Raw genomic sequence first — 12,405 nt, forward strand, 5'->3', positions numbered from 1 at the left:
GCAGCAAGAAAGGGCGGATCAGAACCTTCCGCCTGGTGGCTGCGAACTCGATCGCATCAATCGCGGGACACGCCCCGATCTGCGCGGCGTCAAACTCGTCGACGCGACATATTTCGGCAGCGCATTGAAGCGGTCGGCGAAGTCTCCGGTCTCCTTGGACCACGAGCCGGCAAAGATCTCATAGGTCATGTGCCCCAAAAACAGGGCGCCGCTGTCGGCAAGCTCGTCCTCCTTGAACTTTTGCATCCCATCGTTCCAGGTAACGGCAGGCAAGCTTATCGACCCTCGGCAATGCCATCGACGCTGATGAATTCGGTGACGATGAGTTTGCGCATGGCGGGTTTCTTTCTGTCAGAGGACGGATGGCGCTAGCCTTTTACGACATGCCTCGTGAAATTAGCGCGGCGCTTTGTTGTTCTTCGGTCGATGTCAGACCCAAGCGTCGATCTCAGTCGACCTGGTGCCCGGCATCAATTCCAACCGGCAGGAGAAGCGCGAAACGGTGGTGGGCGGTCGGTGCTTTTTTTCCGCGATGGCCGCTTTTGACCCGAAGCAGACTCTGGCAAACGGAGCCGTGCATGAAAGCTTTGCGCCGCGTTAAGCTGTTAAGATCAGCTTTGCCACGGCCTGGAAGCGGACATAGTCGGCGACCACTCTGGAAGTCGTGGTTGCGCCACCGAACTAAACCGCTCGCGCGGTAGAGCGCGGCGTATGCCGGACGATCAAAAAGCCGAGCGAGGAAAAATGGATGGAAAAATGAATTTTCTCCGCTGATCGACTTCGGACGTTGAATTTTCTTTGGACAAAAGTCGTACCGGCATTTCTTCTCACCAGGATCGGGCGCGGTGGATGACGCAAGCGATATGGTGGAGCATGGAAGGCGAGGGTCGCGTCGACTGCCAGCGATGTGGACCTACCCATGCCGGCCTTGGCGCTTCGGCATCTGCAGGTAGCGCAGCGCATGAAGATCGTTTTCGATGAGATAGCCAAGAGCTCTGCAGCAGGCTATCAGTGTCGCAGCTTAGTTGTAGGCCCAGACAAACCTTTGGGCGAAATTTCGGGGACGTGGCGTGGCTGAATATGACGGGATAGTCGATGAAACTGAGCCACTTGCCGTAGGAAATATAGTTGTAGCCGCCGGGACTTCAGATAAACAGATCGAAAGACATTTCGAAACCGGACGGCTCCGGGTCGTTCAGGAGAAGAACGATCTTTTCCTGTCTCACGTGATCCAGTTTATCCGCGGGGAAGGCAATACAGTATGGGGCAACCTGCGGCCGGAATATCAGCGCCGCTTGCGTTGGGACAATAAGAAGAAATCGAAGCTCATCGAGAGTTTCATCATGAACGTGCCCGTTCCACCCGTCTTTTTGTACGAGAAGGAACTTGGCCGGTTCGAGGTGATGGACGGTCAACAACGCCTCAATGCAATTTCCGAGTTCTTCAGTGGGAGCTTCGCACTGGAAGGACTGGATATCTGGCCTGCGCTTAATGGTCGGAATTACAGTGCTCTTCCACCTTTGGTCAGGAGGGGGCTGGAGCGCGCCAAGATATCGGCCATCACCCTTATGTCTGACAATAGCTCGCCTGCGGAGGACAGCCTGGACCTTCGGGCACAGGTATTCGAGCGCCTGAATACGGGCGGCGAGCGGCTTAACCAACAGGAGCTTCGCAATTCGCTCTATTCGGGCGAATTCAATGCCCTTTTGATCGAACTATCTGAGACCCGTGCGTTCACCGACGCTTGGGAAATCCCGAACCATGAGGACAATACCCGCGCCGATGGGACTTCTAGCGCGGAACTTTCCGCCAACACTCTGTTCAAACGCATGGCGGACGTGGAGATCGTCCTGCGTTTCTTCGCTTTCCGCGAGCCGAAAGACATTGCTGGCTCTGTGCGGTCGATGCTCGACGGGACCATGAAGCGTCTGAGACGTCCCGATGCAGCGGCGCTGCAAACCTTGCGGCAGGAATTCGTGCAGGCGCTTGAGCTTTGCGTGGCGATTTTTGGCCCCCACATATTCCGTCTGCCGCCCAACGGGGATAAGCCGGGTAAGATCTCTCGCCCGCTTTATGATGCAGAAATGGTTGCTGTATTCAATCTGCGGCAGTACCGAGACGCCCTGCTAAACAACCGTCAGCTCATCCGCGACCGGCTCCTTGAGCTGACCGCACTGAATGCCGAAACGTATGATCTCATGGTTGGCCGCGGAAACACCGCAAACGCCATTCGTGACCGCATCATCAAGGTTGAAGAGGTCATTAGGGGCATCATTAATGTCTAAAATGGATGACGCAAAATCGCTTGCGGATTCCTATCTTGAAGAAATTGAAGCGACGATTGAAATCCGTCAATCCTATACCAACATCGTCGTTGCGATGGCCGGACCGCTCATGGGCGCTCTCAAGCACGATAAGGCGGCGCAGACGGCTGTCCAGCAGGCTCTAAAGTATAAGACCGTCGACCCAAGCACGCTCTATAAGCCAATGATTGTGCAAATCCACGGCGTGTTCGAGAACTATATACGGTCGTTGGTCAAGGCTGTTATTGAAGAGCGGTTCGAGGTCGTTGAACTCTATAGCAGCTTGGAACAGGGCTTTCGCAATAACCACGTTGCCCACGCTGCCCGGGTGTTGGCCCATGTGAAATCCGGCAACATTCTGGGCGTGGCGTACAACTTCGACAATCTGCTCACGAATCTCGGGAGAGGTCTTTCCGGCCAGAAGGGCTACAGACTCAATCCCGAAGTTTATACGAAGCTGATGGGAAATTGCACGGCCGAACGGTTGGAGAAGCTATTCGAGGCAATTTCGCTTCCAGAGCCATTGTCAGATGCGTTGGGTCAAAACGCGCAAATCAAGGCGCATTTCGATGATAAGACCAAAGGTCGCGTGGCTATTAGGGCGAAGGAAAAGCTGGACGCTCAAATCAACCTGCGCAACGACATCGTGCACGGCGATCTCACCCGTGTTGTCGATCTAACCGCATTGCGCGATACTTTGGGCTTCATCCGCGCTCTGAGTGCGGGACTGGACCAGTTGGTTCGGATGTAAGGTGATTGGATCGTGTGAAGAACCTCCAGCCGCCATCGGTCGATAAGCGCAAATGGTTCGTAGAGTATAAGTCGTACGATAACGCGCGTCATGTCGCCCATATAGAGGTCAGCACCTCACCCAGAAATTCCAATCGGCCGGCGAGCGAAAGCCTGCAGTCATCCTCGATCGGGAGGCTCAGAAATGGTTCAAGCCAGTACGCGGGTTTCAACTATGCTCGAACCCAAGGCTGCGAACCAGATGAATGACACGGAGGTTCTAGTAAAAGCGAGGAGGCCTTGATGGTGCCGGCATGCCAGCACCCGCGCGGCGACTTATGGCGGCAAGGCCCGGCGCTATGCACCTATTCCGCATCATGCAATCGCGGAGAACGTCACCATTGTGGCTTGCTGAGAGGTTGCCGAGCGCCCAACAATTAGGTGACGTGAACATCAGGATCGTAATTGGGAGTCGGCGCCAATGGGAGCAATCATGGACGGCCGTGCTTTGGTGGAAAGCCACAGTTTTCGGGGAAGCAGCTCAAAGAAGCACACGTGTGGCTCGCGCGATACGATACTATGTCTGCCATTGGCCAAGGCAGCCCTGATGCATACTTTGACCACGGGTTGTGGCCCGCAAATTTGGCCGACCACGGTCATTTCAGTGTAGAGAACCTCGAATTGACAGCCGCTTTTCGCCATTTGAAGGGGCCATCCGCCTGAAAGGCTTGAGATGCAGGTACCAGGGACGATAGAAGCGGTCATCGCTGAGTTCGATAGGACGGAGGAACCGTTAGACACGCACGCCATCCAGGCCGCTCTTTCAAGCGCCCGGACAAGGCTCGAAGACAAGATAGCGACCGGCGATGCTTGGGCCGACCTAGTCGCGTTCGCCGTTCAGGCTGAACAGGAAGACAGGCCGCCGTGGAACACGTACTTCGGACCAATGGGGTCTGGAACGGATGCTGACGGGAGCGACCTGTACTTCCCCGACATCCGCCAGCTGACGCCGGACATCGTCGATCACTGGGAGCAGCGTGCGGATGCCGTGAGTCATCCCGTTATGAAAGCTAGATACGCTGATCTTGTGTGGGACCTGAGCAGGAACGCCGCAAACCGTAGACCCGACGTAAGGTTCGCTCGTCTCGCGATAGACAACTACATAGCCAGTGTAGCGGACGGCCGCAATGCCGATGACCATGACGACGTCGAGGCGCTGAAGCGCGCGCTCCAGTTGGCCACGTCAATCGGTGACGGTGAAAGGACAGGTATCGTCAAAGAAATGATGCTTGTCAGGTTTCAGGTCGAGGTGGAGAAGACCGGCTGGTGGCATTATCTTTACGACGCTCTCACGACAAACCGAAAGGCTGGTCTAAACTCGGACCAGAAAAGCGATTTGGTCGCTGGACTCGAGAAGGTACTAGCACGGTTCATGGCGGACGAGACCTTTGACCCGCATGGCGCGGAGCGCGTGGCTTCGCGTCTCCTTCCGTTCTATTCCGCGGGAGAGGATTTCGACAGCGTGAAGAGGGTTGGGCTGGCGGTTAGCGAGGCATTCGAAAAGATCGCGACGGCCGGCTCGCGCATGCAAGCGATGGCTTGGCTTCAAACTGCGGCGGAATTCGCCAGGCGTGCGGGGGACGGCGAGCGACTCAAGAGGCTGCGGGTGGAAAGGGAAGCGGCGATCCGCGGCTCGGCGTCAGAGATGAAGTCCTTCAGCTACAGGCAGGAGATCAAGAAATCCGAGATCGAGGACGCCCTGAACATCTTGGTTGACGACGAGAACTGGCAGCAGACCCTCTTCAACATCGCCGCTGAGTTTATCACTCCCAAGCAGGAATTGCGGTATCGAGCAGAGGAAGGTGCGGCGACGTCCCCTCTGATGTCCATGATGACAATGTCGGTCATCGCTGATGATCATGTGGCGGCACAGGTCGGGGGGGACGATGATGGGGACGGAGGCCTCTACAGGTACGCGGATTTCGCCCGCCAGTCGACCCGCATCTTCCTGAGCAAGGCGCTCGACGCTGCGGTCGAAAGGCATAAGCTTTCGCCAGAGGAGATTGCGGCGTTCGTCCAGAGGACAGAACTGTTTTCAGATTTCGCGCTGGTTATTGCCGGGATCAGAGCTTGGATAGAAGGCGACTACGTCAAGTGCCTGTTCGTCTTGGTTCCGCAGATCGAAGATGCCTTCCGGAACGTGGCTCGCAGTGTAGGCGAGTCCGTGACGAAGGAGAAGCGAGGTCAGAAAGGCTGGGAGGTTTCACTAAACCTTGGCGATCTACTCAGCATGGAAAAGGTCAAGGCCGAGGTCGGCGAAGATATCCATTTCTGGATACGGGCGATTTTCGCCGACGCGCGGGGTATGAACCTCCGGAACCTCGTCGCCCACGGTTTGGCAAGTCGCGAAGCTGCTACCTACTACAACTGCGAATTGGTTATCCATTCCATGCTCATGCTCGGGGCGTACACGGATGTTGCTGCGGCATGTATCCGTAAAGCCGAAGCCCGTGAGAAACGGCGCGCGGAGACTGAGGCCCTAAAGGAACTTGAAGAGGATGAGCTCAACGCCGAGGATTTCTTGATTGCTGTAGAGGACGAGATGGAAGGCCAATCGATGCTTGGGCAGCAAGACGAATTATGCGCGGAGAGACCTTGGCAGGAGGAGGCCGGAGCGGTAACGGACACTTTATTCCGCCTGTCCGCTGTTGGCGGATGGAGTTGCCATCGGCTGAAATGAGCGTCAGCTTTCGGCCAAACGCGACGCCTGAGTAGTGGTTCGGCGATGACCGCTCCTAGCGCAAAGCGGTCAGATCACCGCCCCTAGCAAGAAATCTCAGTCACGCCCAAAAGCCAATCTATTCCCCTTGCCATCCCCGCGTCCTTCTCCTAATCTCTCTCTGAGAAAACCTTTTCCCAAATCGCCCCGCGCTCGCTGACCTCACCACTCAGCACCGCGGAGGGCACTAAGAGAAAAGCTTTTCTCAAATGGAGGATCGATATCCAAATCATGGCGTCCGATGCGCAGCCAACGCCCGTTTCCAAGCAGCCGGTCACCCTCCGCGAAGTGGCCGCCCTTGCCTGCGTCAGCGTCGCCACCGCCTCCAAAGCCCTGAACGGGCAGGGGCGGATGACGGCCGAGACGCGCGAGCGGATTCGCGAGACGGCGCAGCGGCTTGGCTTCCGCCCGAACAGCCTGGCGCAGAGCCTGTTGCGGCGGCTGGCCCGCTGACCAACGACCTGTCGCCGCGCCTTCGGCGCGCATTTGTGACGGTCACCGCCCTCATGAAGCAACTCTGATATTTGGTATCATGGTGCGATGCCAGGCCGTTGCCGGAGCGGATGCGGGCAACGTCAGCAAAGCGGAACAATCCGGCAGCCGGCGGGTTTGTAGGATGAAGGGCGATCTGTTTCGGAGGAAGATTACGATGAAACGCGTCCTTGCCCACCATGCGGTACGACTGATGCTCGGCGGCGTAACCGCCTGTCTGCTGACGGTCGTCGAGATTCCCAACCCGATCATGCCGTTGTCGCCTGTGTCCGAGGCAAGGGCTGCCACCACCGTTTCGATCAGCACGTTCTACGAAGACCTGTCTTCCTATGGTGACTGGGTCTCGTATCACGGAGCGTCCGTTTTCGTGCCGGTTGATGTACCTGACGGTTGGCGTCCGTATACCGTTGGACACTGGGCCTATACCGAGCAGTATGGCTGGCTGTGGGTATCCGACGAGCCATTCGGCTGGGCGACGTACCATTACGGCCGGTGGGGCTATGCCGACGATATCGGCTGGTACTGGGTTCCGGGCACTCGTTGGGCGCCGGCATGGGTGAGTTGGCGTCGTGACAGGGAGCACATGATCTGGGCTCCGCTGCCGCCGCGCCGCGATCCGGATCTGATTTCAATCGAGATCACCTTCGACACGACGCCGGAGTATTACTGGGTTGTGGTCCCCACCCGCGAATTCCTTGCCGCGGACGTTTCTACCGTCGTTATACGTGATGAGCCGGAGTTTGTGCGCATTGTCGAGGCGGCCGAGCCGGCCGGCGACGTGACGATCCAGAACGATGTGGTGATCAACAAAGTCATCGATGTCGATGTGATCGAGAAGGAGACGAACCAGCAGGTGACTGCCGTCAAGGTCAGCAAGACCGACGCGCCCGAGCAGTCCGGCAAATTGGAAAACGATACGGTCACGGTCTTTGAAGGTGAGGTGAAAGCCGATGCCGATGCCAAACCAGCCAAGCTCAAAGACATCGAGGAGGTGAAGCAGGTTCAGGCTAGCCGCAAATCGAAGCCGACCGAAGGCGCAGCAACGACCGAACAGGCCGAGCCGGAAAAGACCGCCAAGCCCGAGAAGCCGACGACCGAGGAGCAGCCCGCCGCTGGGCAGCAGCAGGCCGAGCCCGAGCAGGCGGCCAAGCCTGAGAAGCCGAAGGCCAAGGAGCAACCCGCCGCCGAGCAGCAGCAGACCGAGCCGGAAAAGACCGCCAAGCCTGAGAAGCCGAAGGCCAAGGAGCAACCCGCTACCGAGCAGCAGCAGGCCGAGCCCGAACAGACGGCAAAGCCTGAGAAGCAGAAGACCAAAAAGCAGCCCGCCGCCGAGCAGCAGCAGGCCGAGCCGGAACAGGCAGCCAAGCCTGAGAAGCCGAAGACCAAGAAGCAGCCCGCCGCGGAACAGCAGCAGGCCGAGCCCGAGCAGGCGGCCAAGCCTGAGAAGCAGAAGACCAGGAAGCAGCCCGCCGAGCAGCAGCAAGCTGAACCCGAACAGGCGGCCAAGCCGCAGAAACAGAAAAACAAGGCGTGCGATCCGCAGACTGAGAGCTGCTAGCCGTACGAGTAGACTGCGGCACCGCGATTATTCGATCGCGGTGCCCGCTGAGCGGCCATTCCCCCTTGCCATCCCCACTTCCTTCGTCCTAATCTCTCCCTTGAGAAAACCTTTTCCCAACTCGCCTCGCATCCGCAATCAGCACCCCGCAGGGGCCACAAGAGAAAAGCTTTTCCCACTTGGGAGGATCGATACCAAAATCATGGCGTCCGATGCGCAGCCAACGCCCGCCAAGCAGCCCGTCACGCTTCGTGAGGTGGCAGCCATTGCCGGCGTCAGCGTTGCCACGGCGTCAAAAGCGCTGAACGGGCAGGGGCGGATGACGGCCGAGACGCGGACCCGGATTCGCGAGACGGCGCAGCGGCTTGGCTTTCGCCCGAACAGCCTGGCGCAGAGCCTGCTCAGGCGGCGCTCTTTTACCGTCGGGCTGTTGACCAACGACACCTATGGCCGCTTTTCGCTGCCGCTGATGGCCGGCGTTTCCGATGCGCTGGTCGATGCCGGCGTCTCGGTGTTTTTGTGCAATGTCGAGGACGACCCGCGCCTTGCCCAGCTGCATGTCGATGCCATGCTCGACAAGCGCGTCGACGGCATCATCGCCACCGGCAAGCGCATCGACCGCCACCTGCCGGTCGACCTCGCCAATCTCGGCATTCCGGCGATCTACGCCTTCACCGAGCCCGATCCCAACGCCATCGCGTTTGTGTCGGACGATGCCGGCGGGGCGCGGCTGGCGGTCGAGCATTTTTGCCGGCTCGGACGACGGCGCATCGCCCATGTCAGCGGTCCCGCGAGCTTTGCCGTGGTGCATGCCCGGGCCGAAGCCTATCGCGAGGTGCTGGCCGAGAACGGCCTGCCGGTCTTGGAGCCGCTGCTCGGCCCATGGTCGGAAGCCTGGGGCCACGAGGCGGTCAGAAAACTGTTCGACGGCGAGGGATTCGATGGCACGCGCGAAAAACCCGATGCGGTGTTCTGCGGCAACGACCAGATCGCGCGCGGCGTCATCGACGCCTTGCGCGAGCGCGGTATCGGCGTGCCGGACGAGGTCGGCGTCATCGGCTTCGACAATTGGCAGATCGTCGCCGAGGCGACCCGCCCGCCGCTGACCTCGGTCGACATGAACCTGGCCGCGCTCGGGCGCGCGGCCGGCCTTGCCTTGCTTTCGCTCGTCGGCGGCGAACCCGCTCTGCCGGGCATCAGAAAACTGCCGTGCCGGCTGGTGGTGCGTCAGTCATGCGGCCGTTCGCCGGACGGCTGAACGAAACGGGCCGTGTCGATAGTGGGGCGCGGCTAAATTAAGACGCTAAATTAAACCATGTGGAGGAGAAGCATGAGAACCACCATTACCGGGCTCGCCATCGCCGCGAGCATTTTCGGCACGCTTGCGACGGTCGGCTCGGCCGCCGCCGATACCGCCAACATCTGGGTTCGCGCCGACGGCTCGAACTTCATGCCGCGCATCGTCGATGCCTTCAACAAGGGGCATCAGAACCAGATCAAGCTGGACATCATCCCCAACGCCGAAATCATCCCGAAATACGGCGCTGCCGCCGCCGGCGGCACGGCGCCCGATGCGCTGTCGCTCGACCTGATCTACACGCCGTCCTTCGCCGCCGCCGGCCAACTGGAGGACATCACCGACTGGGCGAAATCGCTGCCCTATTTCGCCAGCCTGTCGCCGGCGCATGTCAAGACCGGCACCTATAAGGGCCGCATCTACGGGCTGCCGTTCTCGGCCGATTCCTCGGTGCTGATCTGGAACAAGAAGCTGTTCAAGCAGGCCGGCCTCGATCCGGAAAAGGCCCCGACCAACTGGGCCGAGATCGAAGCCGACGCCGAAAAGGTCAACGCGCTCGGCGGCGACATCAAGGGCTTCTACTTCTCCGGCAATTGCGGCGGCTGCAACATCTTCACCTTCACGCCGCTGATCTGGGCCTCGGGCGGCGATATCCTCACCGAGGACGGCTCCAAGGCGACACTGGACACGCCGCAGATGCGCGGCGCCATCGACTTCTACCGTTCGATGGTCAAGAAGGACCTGGTGCCTTCAGGCGCGCAGACCGACACCGGCTCCAACTTCTTTGCCGCCTTCGCCACCGGCAATATCGGCATCTCGCCGTCCGGCGCCTTCGCCATCGGCGCGCTCAACACGCAATATCCCGATATCGACTACGGCATCACCTTCCTGCCCGGCAAGGACGGCGCCTGGTCGTCATTTGCCGGCGGCGATAATTTCGTCGTCACCAAGGGCACCACCAAGGTCGCGGTGGTGAAGGAGTTCCTCGACTTCGCCTATTCGCTCGAGGGCCAGACCATCCTGGCGAAATACGGCAGCCTGCCGGTGCGCGGCGACATCGCCAATGAGGCGCTGAAAGACCTCGACCCGCGCTACAATGTTGCCGCGGAGGCAATGTCCAAGGGGCGCACGCCCTATTCGGTGGTGTTCAACGATCTGATCAACTCGGCCAACGGTCCGTGGAACCAGATGATGAACGAGGTCTTCTTCGGCGAAGACGTCGACGGCGCCATCGCCAACGCGCAGGAGACCATGCAGTCGATCATCGATTCGGCGCCGCAGAAGTAAAGCGCCCACCTCCCCCTCGAGGGGAGGTCGGACCGCAGGTCCGGGTGGGGTCCTCAGTGAAACGCGCCGACAGAAAGAAACGTCGGCGCACTTCGCAGGCGACCCCACCCCCGGCCTTCGGCCGGACCCTCCCCTCAAGGGGGAGGGGGACGTCCCACTAATGGAAGACCCGCATGACCACCATCACAGCAATCTCCGCCCCGGCACGCCCCAGAAAACTCGTCGGCGCCGGGCGCCGGCAGTGGATCGGCCTGCTCTATGTCGCGCCGGCCGTTGCCCTGGTCGTCGTCTTCTTCATCGTGCCGCTTTGCATGACCGCCTGGATGTCGCTGCACAACTGGCCGCTGATGGGGGCCCACAGTTTTATCGGCCTTGACAATTACTGGGCGATCCTGCGCGATACCCGCTTCTGGAACGCGCTGCGCTTCACCGGCTACTACACGGTGGTCGTGACGATCGCGATCTTCGCCGTCGCCTTTCCGCTGGCGCTGTTCATCGAAAGGCCGCGGCAGCTGACCGGCTTCTACCGCACGTCCTTCTTCATGCCGGCGGTCATCGGTTTTGCCTCGGCCAGCCTTTTGTGGTCGTGGCTGCTCAATGTCGATTCCGGCCTGTTCAGCCCGGCCGCCTTCGAGCTTGGCCTGACCGAGAAGAAATTCAACCTGCTGGCGACCTTCCAGCCGGCCTTCTGGTCGATCATCGCCATGGTGGTGTGGAAGGTGGCGGGCTTCACCATGATCATCCTGATGACCGGCCTGCAGTCGATCCCGCCGGATCTGCAGGAGGCGGCGATGATCGACGGGGCAGGGCCATTCGCGCGGTTTCGCGCCATCACCCTGCCGCTGATGCGCCGCACGCTGGCGCTGGCGCTGATCCTGTCGGTGGCCGGCTCGATCCTTGCCTTCGACCAGTTCTACATCATCCTGCGCGGCGGCCCGCGCAACCAGACGCTGACCGCCGTCTACTGGATCTTCAACCAGTCCTTCGTGTCGTTCAAGCTCGGCTACGGCGCGGCGCTTTCGATGGTCCTGCTGGTCATCCTGGTGGCGCTCAGCCTCATCCAGCTGCGGCTGCTGCGCCAGCCAGAGGGGGTCGACTGATGGCGCAGGCCCGCAGCCGCAAACGCCGGATAGGTATGCAGTTCGCAGAGCATGCGACCGGCATCATCGCATCCATTCTGTTCCTGGCACCGATCGCCTGGACGGTGCTTTCGGCCTTCAAGCCGGCGCAGGAGGCGCGCCAGCCGCCGCTGCCGCCCTGGCCGACGACGGGCTTTTCGCTAGAGAATTACGCCACGCTCAACACCTTCGGCGATGGCCTCTGGCTGCCGGCGCAAAACAGCATCTATGTCTCGGTCATGACGGTGGTGCTGTCGGTGATCGTCAGCGTGCTCGCCGGCTACGGTTTCTCGCGCTTCCGCTTTCCGCTGAAGAACCTGCTCTTCGTCGTCATCCTGTCGACGATCATGATCCCGTTCCAGTCGATCCTGACGCCGATCTTCCTGGTGCTGACAAAAATCGGCCTGCACAACACGCTGACCGGGCTGGTCTGCGTCTACGTCACGCTGCAGCTGCCGTTCTCAATCTTCATGATGCGCAACGCCTTCGACGCGGTGCCGCGCGAGATCGAGGAGGCCGCGCGCATGGACGGCGCCAACAATGTCACCATGCTGCTTAGGGTCATGCTGCCGCTGGTCTGGCCGGGCATCGTCACCATCGCGCTGTTTGCCTTCCTTGGCGCCTGGAACGAGTTTCTGGCGGCCCTCGTGCTGATGACCGACCAGTCCAAATTCACGCTGCCGATCATGATGACCGCACTGCAGTCCGGCCGCTTCGGCGCCATCGACTGGGGCGCCGTGCAGGCGGGCGTCACCGTGATGATGGTGCCGTGCCTGGTGCTCTTCCTGCTGCTGCAGCGCTTCTACATCCGCGGCCTGATGGCAGGGGCCGTCAAGTGACCA

9 protein-coding genes and 1 pseudogene are annotated in these 12,405 nt (G+C 60.1%); 9 read left to right on the forward strand and 1 reads right to left on the reverse strand.

Annotation, left to right across the window (positions count from 1 at the left end; genetic code table 11):
* Positions 1–18: 18 nt before the first annotated feature.
* On the reverse strand, positions 19–246 hold the full coding sequence (locus NKH01_RS15110) for a dihydrofolate reductase family protein (RefSeq protein ID WP_353020830.1): 228 nt from the start codon (positions 244–246) through the stop codon (positions 19–21).
* Positions 247–1,070: 824 nt separating this feature from the next.
* On the opposite strand from NKH01_RS15110, the gene NKH01_RS15115 reads away from it, so the two are divergent.
* The 9 genes and pseudogenes from NKH01_RS15115 (at position 1,071) to NKH01_RS15155 (ending at position 12,402) form a co-directional block, all read left to right on the forward strand.
* Positions 1,071–2,285 carry a DUF262 domain-containing protein gene (locus NKH01_RS15115; protein ID WP_292713316.1) on the forward strand — a complete coding sequence of 405 codons (1,215 nt, stop codon included), beginning with the start codon at positions 1,071–1,073 and terminating at the stop codon, positions 2,283–2,285.
* A complete protein-coding gene (locus NKH01_RS15120; RefSeq protein WP_353020832.1) occupies positions 2,278–3,054 on the forward strand; it encodes a HEPN domain-containing protein in 777 nt (258 codons plus the stop codon). The genes NKH01_RS15115 and NKH01_RS15120 overlap by 8 nt, the downstream gene beginning before the upstream one ends.
* Before the next feature lie 711 nt (positions 3,055–3,765).
* Positions 3,766–5,772: a DUF7380 domain-containing protein gene (locus NKH01_RS15125; protein ID WP_353020834.1), complete on the forward strand. Its 2,007-nt coding sequence runs from the start codon at positions 3,766–3,768 to the stop codon at positions 5,770–5,772.
* 270 nt (positions 5,773–6,042) lie between these two features.
* A pseudogene (locus NKH01_RS15130) lies at positions 6,043–6,252 on the forward strand (LacI family DNA-binding transcriptional regulator); the annotation flags it as partial.
* A gap of 301 nt (positions 6,253–6,553) precedes the next feature.
* The gene (locus NKH01_RS15135; protein ID WP_353020925.1) at positions 6,554–7,861 is read left to right on the forward strand and encodes a DUF6600 domain-containing protein; all 1,308 of its coding nucleotides are present in this window, start codon (positions 6,554–6,556) and stop codon (positions 7,859–7,861) included.
* A 202-nt stretch (positions 7,862–8,063) separates the two neighbouring features.
* The gene (locus tag NKH01_RS15140; RefSeq protein ID WP_353020836.1) at positions 8,064–9,119 is read left to right on the forward strand and encodes a LacI family DNA-binding transcriptional regulator; all 1,056 of its coding nucleotides are present in this window, start codon (positions 8,064–8,066) and stop codon (positions 9,117–9,119) included.
* Between the two features lie 72 nt (positions 9,120–9,191).
* The gene (locus NKH01_RS15145) at positions 9,192–10,445 is read left to right on the forward strand and encodes an ABC transporter substrate-binding protein (protein ID WP_353020838.1); all 1,254 of its coding nucleotides are present in this window, start codon (positions 9,192–9,194) and stop codon (positions 10,443–10,445) included.
* A 173-nt stretch (positions 10,446–10,618) separates the two neighbouring features.
* Positions 10,619–11,545, forward strand: a complete 927-nt coding sequence (locus NKH01_RS15150) for a carbohydrate ABC transporter permease (protein WP_353020840.1) — start codon at positions 10,619–10,621, stop codon at positions 11,543–11,545.
* On the forward strand, positions 11,545–12,402 hold the full coding sequence (locus NKH01_RS15155; protein WP_352481296.1) for a carbohydrate ABC transporter permease: 858 nt from the start codon (positions 11,545–11,547) through the stop codon (positions 12,400–12,402). Before NKH01_RS15150 ends, NKH01_RS15155 begins: the two co-directional genes overlap by 1 nt.
* The last annotated feature ends 3 nt before the right edge of the window (positions 12,403–12,405 follow it).

Source organism: Mesorhizobium sp. M1403, from assembly GCF_040317695.1.
GTDB lineage: Bacteria > Pseudomonadota > Alphaproteobacteria > Rhizobiales > Rhizobiaceae > Mesorhizobium.